Below are 15,624 nucleotides of genomic sequence, written 5' to 3'. Positions count from 1 at the left end.
GGGCCGGTCGCGTGCGAAGGGAAGAATCCGAAACAGGATTCCAGGATGGAATGAGTGAGCGACCAATTTCATGGTCGGCCGGCAACTGGGCAACCCCACTGGCGCCCCCCCCCGGACGTCGAGATTCCCTCGGACTGAGATTCCCAGCCACTGACGAAACCAGAGGGATGTCACCGCCACCGTCCTCGATGCAGTCGCTATGCTATCGCACCGGCGTCGTTCGATTCGAGTTCCCGCCGTCCCGCCTGATGCTTCCCTGCCCTCCGTGTCTCTTTCACCGAGCACGAACGCTCGTTGTCGAGGCGATCCGTTTCGATTGGCTCCGTCGACACTCCGCGTTGCCAGATCCTGGACAAACGTTTTCGGCAACATTTGCATCGGAAATCATCCCCGCTCTTTCAAACCCACCACCACTTGAACCATGTTCAAAATCGCAAATCGAGTTGGCTGTCTTGCCGCACTTCTGGTCCTATTTGTGTCGGGATGCAGTTCCTCCAGTTCCACTTCACAAAGCGAGGCGGATGGAGACGGCAAACCTCGAGTTGCCTTGATCATGAAGTCATTGGCAAATGAGTTTTTCTCGACGATGGCGAAGGGAGCCGAATCGCATCAGTCCGAAAACTCGGATCAATACGACTTGGTCGTTAACGGGATCAAAGATGAGCGAGATGTCAGTCGCCAAGTCGCTTTGGTCGAAGAGATGGTTGCCAGCGGCGTGGACGCGATTGTGATCGCCCCGGCGGATTCCAAGGTTTTGGTGCCGGCCCTCCGACGAGCCATCGAAGCGGGAGTCATCGTTGTCAACATCGACAACCGCTTGGACGTGGAAGTGCTGAAACAAGAAGGCGTTAGCATCCCATTTGTTGGTCCCGACAACATGGCCGGGGCGAAGAAAGTCGGTGATCACTTGGCCGCGAATCGCAAAGGTGACAAAGTCGCGATTCTGGAAGGGATCCGCACGTCCTACAACGCTCAACAGCGATTGAAGGGATTTGAAGCCGCAATGCAGGAAGCGGGCATGGAGATTGTCAGCAGCCAATCCGCGGATTGGGAAATGTCTCGGGCGAACACTGTGGCCTCGTCCATGTTGAGTGAGCATCCCGAGATCAGCGGCATTTTGGCGGCGAATGACTCGATGGCGCTCGGAGCCATCGCTGCGGTCAAAGGTGCCGGCCGGGCCGGCGAAGTGCAGATTGTTGGCTTCGACAATATCTCGGCGATTCGGCAAGCCATTGAAGACGGCAAAGTGCTGGCGACGGCGGATCAACACGGTGATCAGTTGGCCGTTTTTGGGATCGAAGCCGCACTGGAACAAATCCAAAGTCAAGCCTCCGGATCGGATGTGTCGATCGAAGATGTCGAAACGCCGGTGGATCTGATCACCGCCGAGATCTTGAGCCAACCATGACCGTTGCTCTCTCCGTTCGCGGACTGACCAAACGCTATGGCACGGTCACCGTGCTGGATGATGTCTCGATCGATTTTCAAGCTGGGCATCTGCACGCCTTGCTCGGTGCCAACGGTGCTGGAAAAAGCACCCTTTGCAAAATCATCAGTGGTTTGATCCCGGCGTCCGCTGGGCAAATGAGTCTTTTGGGCGACGACTATTGCCCCGGCACCAAGCAAGACGCCGAAGCTCGCGGGGTTCAGATCGTCCAGCAAGAACTGAATTTGATTGAAACGTTGTCGGTTGCTGAAAACCTCCGGTTGGCGTCGTTGCCGAATCGATGGGGCGTGTTGCGCATGAGCGAACTGCATCGATCGGCTCGCAAGATTCTGGATCAGTTTGGTCTGCCCGATGTCGACACGCACGCGATTGTCGGAAAGCTGGGGGTTGGGAAACAGCAGATGATTGAGATTGCGGCGGCACTGGCCCGCGATGCTCGCGTGTTGATTCTCGATGAGCCGACCGCTGCGCTCTCGGGCAGCGAATCCGAAGAGTTGTTCACGCACCTGAAACAGATGCGTGAACAAGGCGTTGCGATCATTTACATCTCCCACCGACTCGAAGAAGTCCAGCAGCTGTCAGATCAGGTGAGCGTGCTCCGCGACGGGCGTCTTGTCACCACGGAACCGATTTCGCGAATCAATCGTGAGAAGATGGTGGCATGGATGAGTGCGGAGGAAAACGAATCCAGGTCTTCCAGTCAATCGGGACCCGAGTTTGTGAGTCATCGGACCGACCAGATCGGATTGTCGGTGGAGCGAATGACGTGTGGAATGGTCGACGATGTTTCGTTCTCGGTCCGCCGCGGAGAACGGTTTGGGATCGCGGGTTTGGTGGGTTCCGGGCGAACCGAGTTGCTGCGAGCGATCTTCGGCGCGGAGGTCGCAACGTCCGGCAACGTTTCGCTGGGCGAAGGAAAACGTGTGCGATTCACCCACCCCAGCCAAGCCGTCCAAGCCGGTTTCGCGATGGTCACCGAGGACCGCAAGCAAAACGGTTTGCTGTTGTCGCAGTCGATTCGAGCCAACACGTCCCTCGCGGCACTGGCCACCAAGTTTTCGGACAAGGGATGGATTCGCGAAAAGGCAGAGGTCGATGCGGCGACGTCGATTCACCGGTCTTTGGAAACGCGGCATCAATCGTTGGAACAGGCGGTTGGGACGCTCAGCGGCGGCAACCAGCAGAAGGTGGCTGTGGCCAAGTGGTTGACTCGGGGGGCCGAAGTGTACCTGTTCGATGAACCGTCACGCGGGATCGATGTGGCGGCGCGAGGCAAACTTTATGAGCTGTTTGAGGAATTGGCCAAGCAAGGCAAAACGATTGTGATTGTGAGCAGTGATTTGGAAGAGCTATTTGAGACTTGCGATGCGATCGCGGTCATGTCCGCCGGGAAGATCATGGCGACGTTTGAGCGAGACGACTTCAGCGAGGACGCGATTCTGGAGGCGTCGTTTGCTGGGCACGAATCCAGTCCCACGCCAAGTCGACTCGGCGCAGTGACCACGCCCGTTGGCCCACAAAACAACGGGGCCACCTCATGAGTCGTTTGCAAGATTCTTTCCGGAAGATGGCACCGCACCTTGGTTTGGTCGCGGTTTTGCTGGTGCTGGTGGCGATCTTTTCGCTGCTCAGCAAGAATTTTTTCCAGTGGTCGACGTTGGTGTCGATTGCCAATCAAGTTCCCGACCTGACGTTTCTGGTCGTTGGGATGACGCTGGTGCTCATCATCGGCGGCATTGATTTGTCGGTCGGTTCTTTGCTGGCGGTTTCGTCCGCGGTGTTGGGCGTGTTGATGGCGAATCACGACTGGTCGATTTGGGCGGCTCTCCCGGTGGCTGTGTTGGTCGCATCCATTGGCGGCGGGGTGAACGGAGCAATCTCGATCGGCTTTGGGATTCCCTCCTTCATCGTCACGCTGGGGATGCTTGAGATTGCTCGAGGAGCAACCAAGGTGGTCACGGATTCCCAATCGATTTACATCGGCAGTCGAATTGAATGGTTCGGTCAGCCGTTGCCCGGCGCCTTCGTTTCGCCCGCTTTCATGGCGGCGATTGGAACCGTGATCCTGGGGCAACTGTTTTTGACGCGAACGGTGTGGGGCCGGTACTGCATCGCGATCGGTACCAACGCGGAAGCGGTCCGGATGTCGGGGATTCGGTCCGCTCCTCTGTGCATTGGGATTTTCGCGATCAGCGGCATGATGTGCGGCTTGGCCGGGTTGGCTCAGACGTCCCGTTTGTCGACTGCCGATCCGAATGCGGCGATCGGCATCGAGCTGGCTGCGATCGCGGCCTGTGTGATTGGCGGCACCAGTCTGATGGGCGGGCGCGGGAACGTGGTGCGATCGTTCATTGGTGTTTTGATCATCCAGGTCTTGCAGACCGGTCTGGCTCAGGTCGGTGTGTCCGATGCCAGCAAGCAAATCATCACCGGCGTGGTGATCGTGGTCGCGGTGTTGTTGGACGCACTGCGAACTCGCTGGGACAAAAGCGGATCGGTTGGCAGTTGATTGCTTGCCAGGCAGTTAGCTGAACGAGTTGATTGTCAATCGTCCGCATCGTCAGCCATTTCGTTCTTCATGCACGTGGCGACGATGCGGATCTTTTCGTAAGACATCTCTTCATTCAAGGCTTCGAACACCGGTCGAAGCCGTTCGTCCTCTGCTGCCAGAAGGGCCGCCCGGATTGCTTCGGCTTCTTCTTTGGGGACCCACTGCGTTGGATCGGTGATGTTTTCGGATTGAATGAAATCGCTGAGATACTTGCTCACGGTCGATTCGGCGCGACCCATCTTTTCTGCAACTTCGGAGGCGGATCGCCCGTCCCGAAAAAGTTGGAAGGCTTGGACCATCGCCGCGTTTGGGGCGGTGTTCGCTCGCGGTTTGTTGATCGGCGCTGGGGCCGTGTTGTCGGATTGGTCCCTGACGAGTGGGTTTTTCTCGCAGTATTGATCGATCGAGTCCAGGAACAGTTGACCAAATTCTTCCCGTTTGCGATCGCCGATGCCTCGAATGTGGGTGAGTTTGTCGATCGACGTGGGACGCACGCGAGCCAATTCTCGCAGCACCGCGTCGCCGAAGATGACGTAAGCCGGGACACCTCGTTCGGACGCCATTTCGCTGCGGAGAGAACGCAAGTGATCGAACAATTGACGGTCGACGCCTTCCCAGGATGCATTGGCGGCAGGGCGGCGAGACGAGCTTTTTGCGCTCACCTTGGTGAGCGTCACGTCGCCTTCACGTTTGAGCAACGCACGACCAGATTCGGTCAATCGAAGGGATTGGTACTCGCCGGTTCGGATCAAATGGTTTTGCGAAATGAGTTGTTCGATCCAGGTGCGAACCGCGTTGGCACCTTCGTTGGAAAGCAGGTTGTAGGTGCTCAGCTGATCGTGCCCCGCTTGGATGACCTTTTGGTCTTTTGATCCGGTGAGGACCTTCACGGTGTGCGCGACGCCATAGCGTTCTTTCAAACGGACCACACACGACAGGATCTTTTGTGCCAGTGTGATTGGATCCTCCACGACGTCGAGTTCCCCGAGACAAACGTCGCAGGCATCGCAATTGTCGGCATCGTATTCTTGGCCAAAGTACTCCACCAGCGAGGCGTGCCTGCATTGCACTCCGTTGCACAGCGACGCCATCGCCTCGACCGAACCCATGGCGGATTGAAAGTTGTTGCGGTCGCCATTTTCGAGGATGCGTTTCCAGGACATCAAATCGCCACCACTGTGAATCAGAACACATTCAGCGGCGAGCCCATCGCGGCCGGCGCGACCGCTTTCTTGCTGGTAGTGTTCAATCGATTTGGGCATCCCGGCGTGGATGACAAACCGCACGTTGGATTTGTCAATTCCCATTCCAAAGGCCACGGTCGCGACGATCACATCGACCTTTTCTTGGATGAACGCTTCTTGGTTTGCCTGCCGGATCTCGGCTGCCAGCCCCGCATGGTACGGCAGTGTCCGGACGCCCATGGATTCCAATGCGGCGGCGGTTTGTTCGACTTCTTTGCGAGTGATGCAGTAGACGACGCCTGATTCACCGCGATGTTGCTGGATGCACTGTTGAATCTGGTTCAGTTTGCCGTCGCTGCGCAGCATCCGGTACGTCAGGTTGGGGCGGTCGAAGTTACCAACCAAGACCCGCGGTTCGTGGAGTTGCAATTGTTCGGTGATATCATCACGAACTTGTTGGGAGGCGGTGGCGGTGAAGGCGTGCACCGATGCGGCAGGGAACTGTTCTTTGAGGATTCGCAACCCGCGATACTCGGGGCGAAAGTCATGCCCCCAGTTGCTGACGCAGTGAGCTTCATCGATGGCGAAAAAAGAGATCGGTAAGCTGCGAAGAAAGGCGAGCGTTTTGGGCGTGAGCAAACGCTCCGGGGCCAAGTACAGGATCTTGATTTCGCCGCGACGGATCCGGTCCGCCGTTTCGCGTTTTTGATCCATCGACTGCGTGCTGTTGACGAGGGCCGCTGCGACACCGTTGGCGGTCAACGCGTCGACCTGGTCCTTCATCAAAGAGATCAGCGGCGAGACCACCACGGACATGCCATCTCGCACGAGCGCGGGGACTTGATAGCACAGTGATTTCCCGCCGCCGGTCGGCAGGACGACCAGGCTGTCGCGTCCTCGGACGACATCCTGAACCGCATCGGCTTGCAGAGGCCGGAATGAATCGTACCCCCAGACCGATCGAAGGACCGAATGGGCTTGGTCCATTTCGGTGTCGGGGGCGGTGGACTGGGAGAGGGTTGAGGTCGATTTAGAGGGCGACGACATCCGGGAACTCACTGCGATCGTTCGAAGAAAACAATCGAACAGGTTAGCAGTTTCAACCGGGAGTGTCGTTCACTCGATCGAGGGTGCTCAGCCGCGACCCATTTTGGCGCGCGCCCGGTGCAACATGGGGCCGATCGTGTTTTCGCTCACGCCAACTGCCTGGCTGATCTCTTGGTACGACTTGCCTTCCAGGTGATACATCCGAACGACGCTGGCTTCTCGCGGGTCCAGACGGAGCAGCAGGTGCTCGACTTCTTCTGCATTTTCGATTCGCTGCAATTCGCCGTTGACCTGCGTTGGGGCGGCGTGACCGTTGGCGGATCCGTTGTTGGTGTGCCCGTTGGAAAGCGACGCAGGATCACGGTTGCCGGTGACCGCCGCTTTGGCAGTCAGGCGTCGAACGACAACGCGGCGGGCAACAATCGTCAGGTACGTCGCCAGCGAGCACTGCCGTCGAAAGCGGCGAAGCACGGCAAAATCGTGCCGAATGATGACCAGGAACACTTCCGCCACCATGTCATCGCGAGTCGATTCGTCCATCGACAACCCACGGCCCATCGCGGTCCGATTGACGACATGAACGACCAGGCCAACAAATCGATCGACGAAGTCCTGCCACGCCCGGGGTTCCCGGTCGAGACAACGTTGCAGAAGCTGACGATCGACGTCGGATAGGCTCACAGTGATGGTCCGGAAGATGAGATGAATGGAGCCGGTGGGCTCAGGACTGAAGGCTAAGGGTCCGTCACAAGCCGCGTAACCATGTTAGATGGACGGGGGTTCGGTGGCAAGTTTTTCGCGGAATATTGCGAATAGGAGGCGCACAACAGGCGCCGATTCGCTGTGATCCATTGGAGCCAAAAAGGGGGGCCAAGTTCCATGAACGGGGCGGATTGGAAGTCCCATTTCGGCTTTTTGATGGGGTTGTTCGGATTGCGCGGGGTTTGCGGCATCGTGGCGGTCGGAAACCCGCACGATTGCTCCAGCTCGGGAGGTGACTTTCAACCAAGCCCAAAATGGAACGTATGGTTTTGCGTCACGACACAGATGTCTCGCAGAATAGCCGGCTATGAACGACCAAATGGTGCCCAGCGATCTCGCCAACCACAGTATGCCACCGATGGTGCCCGTCCCCGCAGGACGGCCTGTCGCGGATGTGCCACATTCCGATGTTTCTCCCAACGATCCCGCTCAACCTGAAACAGCCCCACCCGACGCGGCCCATTCCGCTTCGCGTTTGAGCGAGCTGTTGATGGGATTGGGCGAGGCAGCGACCGGACAGCTTCCCGGTGTGGTGGCACCTGTTTCCGCGGCCGACGCGATCGCTCAAGGGGACATTGGCGATTCGGTGGAGGACACACGGCCTTTTGAGAATCATTTGGCCATGGTTCGTTTGGGCATGGCGACATCGCTGTTTTATGCCTTGCGAACCAAGCATGCACCCACTGCAGCTCACAGCTTGCGTGTGGCCCTGGCGTGTTCCGCATGGTGCGAGCGTTTGGGGTTGGCGGATGAAGCTCGTGATCGCATCGAAGTGGCAGCTTTGCTGCACGACATCGGCAAGATCGGCATCCCCGATCGAATTTTGCGCAAGCCTGGCAAGCTCAGCATTGAAGAACAATTGACAATGGATTGTTGTGCCGAGCTGGGATGTGAAATCTTGCGTGGATGCACGACCGATCAGAGCCTGCTGAATATCGTGAAGTATTGCGGCGTCTGGTACGACTCACGTCGACAGGAAGACCATGTGCGCGGAGACGCGTTGCCGTTGGGAGCCCGGATGATGTCCATTGCGGGCGCCTTTGATGCGATGACAACGGACCAAGTCTACCGTTCCGCTCTCAGTCGCGAACGAGCTCTGCAAGAATTGTTTCGAGGCAGCGGCACGCAGTTCGATCCCGAGCTGACGCGTGATTTCGCAACGATGTTGGAGCGGCGTCCGGAACTGTTGCACAGCAGCGTCGTGGATCGATGGTTGCAGAAGCTCAATGCGAATTCACCTCATTTCCTTGGTCTGACGGCTGCGAGCGAACAGACGGTCGTTCAGGAAAAAACTTCTGTCCAAACGGAAGCGAAGTTGCAGGGTGAGACTTCCGGTGCGATGCCCTTCTACCAAGCCTTGGGCGACCAAGTTCGGGACGGGGTGGCCTTCACGGATTGCGAAGGACAAGTCACGTATTGGAACGAGACTTTGTCACGCCTGACCGGCGTTGCCAGTGAAGCGATGGTTGGCCGCCACTGGGATGTCAACACACTGGGAATCGTCGATGAATCGGGGGACGAAACGACCTCTTGCCCGGTCGCGGATAGTTTGCGATTGCAAACCACTGTCACGCGAACCATGAAATTGGTTCGTGGCGGTGTCTCGCAAGATGTGCTGTTGCAGGTCAGTCCTGTTCGCGATTCGTATGGTGGAGGAGCATTGGTCCTCGTTCGCGACATGTCGGACCAGAACAAGTTGCAAAGTCAGATTCAGTCGTTGCACAAAAAGGCAACCAGCGATCCTTTGACTGGCATTGCCAATCGAGCCGAATTCGATAGTCGTCTGCTGCGGGCCACTGCCGATGCCAAGAAGAACAACACCAAGTTTAGTCTGATCATCTGCGACATTGATCACTTCAAGCAAGTCAACGATGTGCATGGTCACCCGGCCGGCGATGAAGCATTGATGCAGTTTGCTCGCATCCTCGAAAGTCACGCTCGCAACGAAGACTTGGTGGCTCGTTATGGTGGCGAAGAATTCGTTTTCTTGGCCATCAACAGCGACAATGCCACCGCCGCCCGCCGAGCCGAACAGATTCGTCAAGCCATTGAGGTCACTCCGCTGGACGGACTCAACGGGGAATCGGTCACGGTCAGTTTTGGGGTCACTGAATATCAAACGGGCGACGCCGCGGAAACCATTTTGGCAAGGTCGGACCGGGCTCTGTTGAAAGCCAAGGAAAACGGTCGCAACCGGGTGGTTCAACTCGGAACCGGCATTCACCAAGACCAGGACGCCAGTTCCAGGGTGGGATGGTTCAGTTGGTTGACGTCCAGCAAGAAGGACGAGAACAACGATTACCACTTGGTCACACCGGTGCCAATCGATTTGGCGGTGGAGAAACTCCGCGGATTCATTTCGGATCACCGGGCGGAGATCATTCAGGTCACCGGCAGTGTGGTCTCACTTCGGATTGTTTCGCAAGGCGGCAAAGGCCGGCGAGCGGCCGATCACCAGATGACGCTTCATGTGTTGATTCAGTTGAGCGAAGGACGCGGCAGACGAAATCGCAACGACAACACGGTGACGCAAACATCGATGCGAGTCACCATTCAGCCGATCCGAAACCGGGATCGACGGAGTCGAGATCTGCAGCCATGTGTTCGGGAAGTGCTTGGCAGTCTGAAGAGTTATCTGATGGCCGAGATGGTTCAGAACAGCGACGACTGAATGTCGCCGCCTCCGCCGCGAAAAATATGAGTGAGCATCTGCCGGGTTTGTTCGCCAATTCCCGGGGAGTTGCTTTCGCGTGGACCAGCCACGTTGAGGTTGGTCGGACGCGTCTTGTCGAGCCAGGTTCGAATTCGCTGGGCGGCCGTTTTGGGCGACGCCAAATCAGCGGCCAAACAGGGACGCGATTCCCGTTTGCAAATTCGTTTCGTCAGCGCCGTCCCACCGGAGATTTTGTCGCGATATAAAATCAGGGTCGCGTCCGTGTCGATGACATTCTGTTCCGTCCGATCGGGGTAATGTCGCGAGGCGTGTTCCTGCAACAAATAACGATCCGGGATACGTCCGTCTTCCGCGATGCGACCTGCCGGGCACCATCCGCCGTGTGGCAAATCAAGTGCAATGGCCGCGTCCAAGGCACCACGGTCGACTCCGGTTTGTCCGCCGGAAATGATCCAGTGGGGCACAAAAGCGTCGGTCGTTTGCGAGGCGGAGTTCGGCATGTGGCGATGATAACACGCCCTTTCGTTCAGGGAATCGCGAAGCGTTCAGCGTTCGAAGTTGCGGGAGGGCGGTTCACGGCGGGTCGTAGCCACCTGGGTTCCAAGGGTGGCAGCGGCCGATGCGCCGGATCGCTCGCCAGGTGCCACGAATCGGCCCGTGTTTTTGAATGGATTCGATGGCGTAGGCACTGCAGGTCGGAGTGAACCGGCAACTGGGGCCCATCATCGGACTGATCACGACTTGGTACCATCGGATGCTCAGCACGAATGTTGAGATCGCCAATCGTGACAACACGCCTCGCGGGATTGGCGGTGGTGACTCCGGCGCAGCCTCCGCCGGGTCAGGTTCTACTCGTTCGAGGTTTTCTTGCTCTTCCTGCAACCGATTTACCATGTCAACGAATGATTCGGATTCTCAATCCTCTCCCCAACAGTCCGCCGCGGGCCCAGCGGATCGAACGCGGCGACAAGCGATCGTCACCAGTGAAGCGGATCGGAGTTTGATCGATCCGTCGGCATTCATCGCCCCCAACGCGACTGTTTTGGGGGAAGTGTACATCGCCGAGGACGTCAGCATTTGGTTTGGCGCTGTGATGCGTGGCGATACGGAAAAAATTGTGATTGGTCGACAGAGCAATGTCCAAGACCAATGCGTGCTGCATTGCGATCCTGGGATGCCGTGTGTGATTGGCGAACGCGTTACGGTGGGGCATTCGGCTGTCGTGCACGGTGCCACCGTCGAAGACGATGCCTTGATAGGGATTGGTGCGATTGTTCTCAATGGCGCCACGATTGGCAAAGGGGCCATTGTCGCCGCAGGCGCACTGGTGACCGAGGGCACGGTCATCCCGCCGGGGATGTTGGCCGTGGGCACCCCCGCGAAACCGATCAAAGAAGTGAGCGAATCGCTTCTGGAACGTTCCCGGGAAGGGGCTCAGCACTATGTCAGGTTGGGCCGGCTCTATCGCGAGGAGATGACCGGCACAAACGTCACCTCCCGCAAGGTCGATTGAGAACCGCCAGTTTGGTCGTTCGGTTTTTCGAACCCATGGAGTTTCTTGGGGCTGTGCGTTGGGGGCGTCCTAGTGTTGGGGGAATATTCTTTGAATCTCCTCTCGAGCCCGTGTTCCAACATGTCAGCTGCTCCTATTCCGTGGAAACACATTCGCAATATTTTGGTTTTGTTCGCACCGGTTTGGTGCGGAGCGGCCGTCTTGTTTGGCGTGCTAGGGCTGGGGACGGCGTTGTTTTCAAGCGACCGTTGGGCGGCTCGACAACCGCTCGTTCTTCGTGACGAAGCGACCGGTGCCGTCGATCGTTTGGGACGTTTCTCGAGTCAAACGGATCTGAAGGCAGCCCAAGAAACATTGCTCGAAATGGCTCGCAACCCAGAAGTGGTTGCCGCGGCGCTGCGAGACGTTGGACCGGTGGGTGGCGAAGAAGACGAGACCTATCCATCGACGACCTTGGTCGACACGGTCGCCAACCGACGCGTCAACGTGGTCGCGCCTCAAGGAAGCGAGTTTGGCAACAGTGAACTGGTTTACCTGAAAGTCGAAGCGGAGACGCCCGAGCGTGCGACCGACTTCTGCCGGGCACTCCTGGATAACCTGAGCAGTCACCTGCGGACGGTCCGCCGAATTCGGGCGGATAGTGTCATCATCGAGTTGACCAATGCACGTGATTTGACGCGGCAGAAATTGGACACGGTCTTGAACAAGATGAACGAGGTCGAAGTTCGCTTTGGATCGGACCTCAGTGAGTTGCGAAATCTGAACGATGCGATCTCGGGTGATGGTGCCAACCGACGAACGATGGAAGAGAACGCGAAAGAGTTGCAGTTGGCAGAATTGGAACTCGAACGTTTGAACGCGTTGCAGCAACTGTTGATTGCGGGGTCGCAAGACCCACGTCAGTTGTTGGTCAGTGGCGATGAGTTGCTGTCCAGTCAGCCTTCCCTGCAACGATTGAAGGACGGATTGATCGACGCCCAAATCGAATCCAGTCGATTGGCGAGCGTTTACACCGAATTGCATCCACGTCGTCGCTCCGCGATCACGACTGAACGCGAAATCACTTCGCGGATGTTGGAAGAAGCACGAGCAGCGGTTCGAGCCATGAAGCCGACGTTGGCGTTGGCCAGCGACCGAGTTCAACGACTTCGTGATAAACAGGATCAACTGCACGACAAGCTGAGCCGATTGGCCGGTGTGCGGACCAGTTACTCCAAGCTGGATAGCGATGCGGAAGCGTTGACTCACCAGTTGGCGGAAGCGGAGGCCGCGTTAGGGGAAGCTCAGGCCAGCCGGTCCGCTGCTCTCTCGACCAATTTGTTGGCGGAACTCGGACCACCACAAGTCGGTGATTCACCCGAAGGTATGTCGGGAATCTCCGTCACCTTTGGATCGTTGTTTGCCGGATTGGTGTTTGGACTGGGAACCGTGTTCTTGATTGCACCTGGGCCGGAAGGTGCCAGTGCGGGACGTCGCTGGAGCGACCGACTGACGGGGCGTCGGGCGACGGATCACATGCCGCCGGAAGTGGCCGCGCAAGTCACTTCGGTTCCGCCGGACGGGCAGGATCGTCGGCGTGGTTCCGATCGGGGTTGAGCAACGAAATTCAACGAAAAACACCTCGCCGAGTCCGCTCGGCGAGGTGTTTCTTTTTTAGCCAAGGCGATGCCTACACGGTGAATCCCGTGCGGAGGTCATCGCAAATGCAGCGATCAGGCACCTGTTGCGGGTGCGTCCACGCAACCCTCGCATTGGCAGCTTTCGCAACTGCAGTTGTCGCAGTCGACTGATTCGTCCAAGCAGCAGTTGCAGTCAGCATCACACTGACCACAAATGCAAGCTTCCGCGATCGCTGAAGTCAGCGAGTCGTTTGACGCGACTCGGTCACTGGCAGCGTCTCCACAGGACGAACCTGCACAGCAGCTCATCTTCGGTGCTGCGGTTGCGTTGCCGGCGGTATCACAGGCGTCGCACTCGCAGGCCTCGCACGAGCAGTTGTCGCACGAGACATCGCCATCGAGGCAGCAATCGCAACCGGCTTCGCATTGACCGCACGGGCACGTCTCACCGAGAACGGCGGGTGCGTTGTCACTCGAAACGGCGCTTCGAGCGGCAAACAGAATCGCAACTCCCACCAACACGGTGGCAGCAAACATCATGGAAGTACGTAACATCTTAGGGCTCCTATCGAACCAAAACTCAATTGAAAATTCAAACAAAACTGTCAGTCAGATCAGTCTTGGATTTCAATTCAGCCAGCGGCACAGGAGCACGCAGCGGTCTCGCGACGTCACAGCCGATTGCCATGACGTCTCCGGTTGCCGATCCAGAGTGGGGGACGGCAGCGGAGCCAGGAAATCTTCCAGCAAACCGATTGGCATGCTGAAAGCGACGGGCTGGTCATCGACGGTGAGCACGCGTGAACTCACCCACGAGTCAGTCAGGGCCGACCGAACATCGCAGTCGCACTGGGAAGTCCATTGGCAAAGGCAGTCGGAACCTGATTCCGAAGGCTTGGCTTCTGCACAGCCCGATGCGGTCGATTGGCAGCACGAAGCGGTGGCAGTTTCGGCGGATGCACAGCATCCCGCTGCCACCGAGGCACCCTTTGAGACCGACGCGGCGCAGCAACACGGAGGTTGCAGCATTGGCCAAATGCACAACGCGAGCATTGCCAGCAATGCTGGTGCTCGAAGTGCTGTTTGGGTCCATGCAGTCGGTTTCATGAGTTCCTTTCTACGCAACCAAGCGGCGATGGGTCGAGGGGAATTCTCGAAAAACGCCGCAGTTGCGGTGCTGCCAGGCGTCAACGCTCGCTTTAGAAATGGCGAAAACGTAGCCGAATCCGCCATCTTTTAAGTCCGTGCAATCAGTTCGAAGGTTGGGGCAGCGAGACGTTTTGAGACGCTCCGTTGCTGTCCACGACCACGATTCGATGAATTGCCGTGTCCGGTTTCATCTTTTGGATTTCATCGAAGGTGAGTTCAATCGATTTGGGATGGTCGGCGGCTTCCGCGTCATGGGATCCGTATTCGCGAAAGGTTTCGATTCGATCTTTGGAATGGAATCCGATCCAAGGGATGCCGGAGTCGCTGTGGATGCGAACGAGTTTCGCCGCTTCATCGACTTCGACATCGGGGCGTGACGTTTCATGACTGGTCGCATCCAGTTGAAACCAAGGGCTCCAGCGAAGAAACGAAGCACTGACGGGTGAAAAGTAGGCTTCTTGCGGGGGAGAAAACTGGCGGGACTGTTGGTTGTGCTTGCTCGGCGGATCCGTGAAGGTGAACACGCGATGAAAGTGATCAAATCCTCGCGTCATGATCCCCATGTTGTCGGTGCAGTGAGGCAATCCCATGGCGTGGCCGGTTTCGTGCAAGGTGGCGCCGATGGTGGTGGACGCCAGGGCCCAGATCGTTCCACGAAAGGCACTGTCGTCGTGAACATGGGTGGCGTCCACCGCGGTGTCGTCTTGGAAAACATCCATCGCCGATTGAATGTCACGCGGCCAACAGAACACCGATGCACTGCCGAACAATCCCAGGTTGGCTCCGCCCAGAGCGGTGTGTCCCAGCATCTTTCCGGTTCGTGGGTCTTTGCGAGTGTAGGCCGCCAAGACAACGTTCTTGGCCATCGGGTCAGGGTGTTCTTCGTTGATCCAACGGCGAACGCGTGGCCACCACCGGTTGTTGTCGGCTTGAGCGTAGTAGTCCTGTTTGTCTTCGTCGCCTTTCCAGGTGTGCACGATCACTTGGCCGTTTTCGTCGTGTTCCAACGCAAAGGTTCGGGGGCCGTAACCCAGGTCCTTCATCCGTTCAGCGGTGAACGTTTGCATCAGCAAAGCCGCGGTGCGAAGTCGATTCTCGTAGTCCTGGGTGACCGAATCATCCGGCGTCGCGAAATCTGTTTCCCCCGATTGATCCGTCATCCAGATCAACCGAACGTAGTGCGGGTTGGTGGAAGGCTTGTACGTGAGGATCAATTCCGTCGTGGGAGTGGAAGCGTGTTCCAAGTGGATGACGTTTTTTCCCTCTGAGAGTTCGACCAACGCTTTGAAGCGTTTTCCGTCGGTCAGGACTTTAACGGGGCTGGCCCCGGTTGGTGCTTGCTCATTGACGATCGTCAGGGGGATGTCGTGCTCAGCTGGCAACGTGCCTCGCAGCAGAACCACGCTGTAGCGGACTTCCGAATTGGATTCGTGGTTGTCGACCTGGATCGCCGAGTCGGAATTGCTGGCAAAGACAGAGTTGGGCTGGGGTTGGGTGGTGGCGACGGCCAAGGCGATGCAGATCGACATCAGTGGCGTGGCGGCGCGAGACAGGCGGATGCAGGAAGGTCTCATTGGGAACAAACCGTTCTGGATTGGGTTGGATGGACTCGGTCAAAGGGGATTCGCAAATCAATTGGGATCAGAATCGAAGTTCCGCCAAGGCTCCTGCATCCAAT

Annotated in this window: 14 protein-coding genes; 7 read left to right on the top strand and 7 right to left on the bottom strand. The window is 57.6% G+C overall.

The features are described 5' to 3' along the window. Positions 1 to 421 precede the first annotated feature (421 nt). The 3 genes from RISK_RS15930 to RISK_RS15920 are packed head-to-tail and all read left to right on the top strand — an operon-like array spanning position 422 to position 3,956. The gene (locus RISK_RS15930) at positions 422 to 1,408 is read left to right on the top strand and encodes a sugar ABC transporter substrate-binding protein (protein ID WP_083435003.1); all 987 of its coding nucleotides are present in this window, start codon (positions 422 to 424) and stop codon (positions 1,406 to 1,408) included. Further along, a complete protein-coding gene (locus tag RISK_RS15925) occupies positions 1,405 to 2,988 on the top strand; it encodes a sugar ABC transporter ATP-binding protein (protein WP_047815316.1) in 1,584 nt (527 codons plus the stop codon). The genes RISK_RS15930 and RISK_RS15925 overlap by 4 nt, the downstream gene beginning before the upstream one ends. Then, a complete protein-coding gene (locus tag RISK_RS15920; RefSeq protein WP_047815315.1) occupies positions 2,985 to 3,956 on the top strand; it encodes an ABC transporter permease in 972 nt (323 codons plus the stop codon). The genes RISK_RS15925 and RISK_RS15920 overlap by 4 nt, the downstream gene beginning before the upstream one ends. Before the next feature lie 35 nt (positions 3,957 to 3,991). Here the strand turns inward: RISK_RS15920 and recQ are convergent, their stop codons facing one another. Both recQ and RISK_RS15910 read right to left on the bottom strand, forming a co-directional pair. Beyond that, positions 3,992 to 6,229, bottom strand: a complete 2,238-nt coding sequence (gene recQ / locus RISK_RS15915) for a DNA helicase RecQ (RefSeq protein ID WP_047815314.1) — start codon at positions 6,227 to 6,229, stop codon at positions 3,992 to 3,994. A gap of 87 nt (positions 6,230 to 6,316) precedes the next feature. Then, entirely contained in the window at positions 6,317 to 6,910 is a 594-nt protein-coding gene (locus RISK_RS15910; protein ID WP_047815313.1) for an RNA polymerase sigma factor, read from the bottom strand. Between the two features lie 388 nt (positions 6,911 to 7,298). Between RISK_RS15910 and RISK_RS15900 the strand changes: the two genes are divergently transcribed. Next, the gene (locus RISK_RS15900) at positions 7,299 to 9,662 is read left to right on the top strand and encodes a sensor domain-containing diguanylate cyclase/phosphohydrolase (protein ID WP_047815311.1); all 2,364 of its coding nucleotides are present in this window, start codon (positions 7,299 to 7,301) and stop codon (positions 9,660 to 9,662) included. Here the strand turns inward: RISK_RS15900 and RISK_RS15895 are convergent. Continuing rightward, entirely contained in the window at positions 9,644 to 10,165 is a 522-nt protein-coding gene (locus tag RISK_RS15895; RefSeq protein ID WP_047815310.1) for a putative molybdenum carrier protein, read from the bottom strand. The genes RISK_RS15900 and RISK_RS15895 overlap by 19 nt on opposite strands. Positions 10,166 to 10,238: 73 nt before the next feature. After that, positions 10,239 to 10,559, bottom strand: a complete 321-nt coding sequence (gene yidD, locus RISK_RS33600) for a membrane protein insertion efficiency factor YidD (RefSeq protein ID WP_047815309.1) — start codon at positions 10,557 to 10,559, stop codon at positions 10,239 to 10,241. Here yidD and RISK_RS15885 point away from each other — a divergent pair. Both RISK_RS15885 and RISK_RS15880 read left to right on the top strand, forming a co-directional pair. Then, complete coding sequence (locus RISK_RS15885; protein WP_047815308.1) at positions 10,558 to 11,178, top strand: gamma carbonic anhydrase family protein; 621 nt, start codon at positions 10,558 to 10,560, stop codon at positions 11,176 to 11,178. The genes yidD and RISK_RS15885 overlap by 2 nt on opposite strands. A gap of 120 nt (positions 11,179 to 11,298) precedes the next feature. Beyond that, positions 11,299 to 12,774: a GumC domain-containing protein gene (locus tag RISK_RS15880; protein ID WP_047815307.1), complete on the top strand. Its 1,476-nt coding sequence runs from the start codon at positions 11,299 to 11,301 to the stop codon at positions 12,772 to 12,774. Between the two features lie 116 nt (positions 12,775 to 12,890). On the opposite strand, the gene RISK_RS32245 is transcribed toward RISK_RS15880, so the two are convergent. Together RISK_RS32245 and RISK_RS31650 are read right to left on the bottom strand one after the other, a co-directional pair. After that, a complete protein-coding gene (locus RISK_RS32245) occupies positions 12,891 to 13,352 on the bottom strand; it encodes a hypothetical protein (protein ID WP_160311453.1) in 462 nt (153 codons plus the stop codon). A 72-nt stretch (positions 13,353 to 13,424) separates the two neighbouring features. Next, complete coding sequence (locus RISK_RS31650) at positions 13,425 to 13,607, bottom strand: hypothetical protein (RefSeq protein WP_150122598.1); 183 nt, start codon at positions 13,605 to 13,607, stop codon at positions 13,425 to 13,427. 85 nt (positions 13,608 to 13,692) lie between these two features. Here RISK_RS31650 and RISK_RS15870 point away from each other — a divergent pair, with 85 nt between their 5' ends. Then, the gene (locus RISK_RS15870) at positions 13,693 to 14,037 is read left to right on the top strand and encodes a hypothetical protein (protein WP_150122597.1); all 345 of its coding nucleotides are present in this window, start codon (positions 13,693 to 13,695) and stop codon (positions 14,035 to 14,037) included. Positions 14,038 to 14,047: 10 nt separating this feature from the next. Here the strand turns inward: RISK_RS15870 and RISK_RS15865 are convergent, their stop codons facing one another. After that, positions 14,048 to 15,520 (bottom strand): metallopeptidase, encoded by a 1,473-nt coding sequence (locus RISK_RS15865; protein WP_236696361.1) that lies wholly within the window; start codon positions 15,518 to 15,520, stop codon positions 14,048 to 14,050. Positions 15,521 to 15,624: the final 104 nt, after the last annotated feature.

The sequence above is a fragment of the Rhodopirellula islandica genome, assembly GCF_001027925.1.
In the GTDB taxonomy this organism is placed as follows: Bacteria; Planctomycetota; Planctomycetia; order Pirellulales; family Pirellulaceae; genus Rhodopirellula; species Rhodopirellula islandica.
The sequence above is the reverse complement of the archived record's forward strand: the minus strand, read 5'-3'. Positions and strand labels throughout refer to the sequence as shown.

Bases quoted from the DNA above. Each gene is read 5' to 3' on its own strand.
- recQ (WP_047815314.1), bottom strand. From the start codon at position 6,229: ATGTCGTCGCCCTCTAAATCGACCTCAACCCTCTCCCAGTCCACCGCC.
- RISK_RS15895 (WP_047815310.1), bottom strand. From the start codon at position 10,165: ATGCCGAACTCCGCCTCGCAAACGACCGACGCTTTTGTGCCCCACTGG.
- RISK_RS15880 (WP_047815307.1), top strand. From the start codon at position 11,299: ATGTCAGCTGCTCCTATTCCGTGGAAACACATTCGCAATATTTTGGTT.
- RISK_RS15920 (WP_047815315.1), top strand. From the start codon at position 2,985: ATGAGTCGTTTGCAAGATTCTTTCCGGAAGATGGCACCGCACCTTGGT.
- RISK_RS15900 (WP_047815311.1), top strand. From the start codon at position 7,299: ATGAACGACCAAATGGTGCCCAGCGATCTCGCCAACCACAGTATGCCA.
- RISK_RS15865 (WP_236696361.1), bottom strand. From the start codon at position 15,520: ATGAGACCTTCCTGCATCCGCCTGTCTCGCGCCGCCACGCCACTGATG.
- RISK_RS15930 (WP_083435003.1), top strand. From the start codon at position 422: ATGTTCAAAATCGCAAATCGAGTTGGCTGTCTTGCCGCACTTCTGGTC.
- RISK_RS32245 (WP_160311453.1), bottom strand. From the start codon at position 13,352: ATGTTACGTACTTCCATGATGTTTGCTGCCACCGTGTTGGTGGGAGTT.
- yidD (WP_047815309.1), bottom strand. From the start codon at position 10,559: ATGGTAAATCGGTTGCAGGAAGAGCAAGAAAACCTCGAACGAGTAGAA.
- RISK_RS15885 (WP_047815308.1), top strand. From the start codon at position 10,558: ATGTCAACGAATGATTCGGATTCTCAATCCTCTCCCCAACAGTCCGCC.
- RISK_RS15925 (WP_047815316.1), top strand. From the start codon at position 1,405: ATGACCGTTGCTCTCTCCGTTCGCGGACTGACCAAACGCTATGGCACG.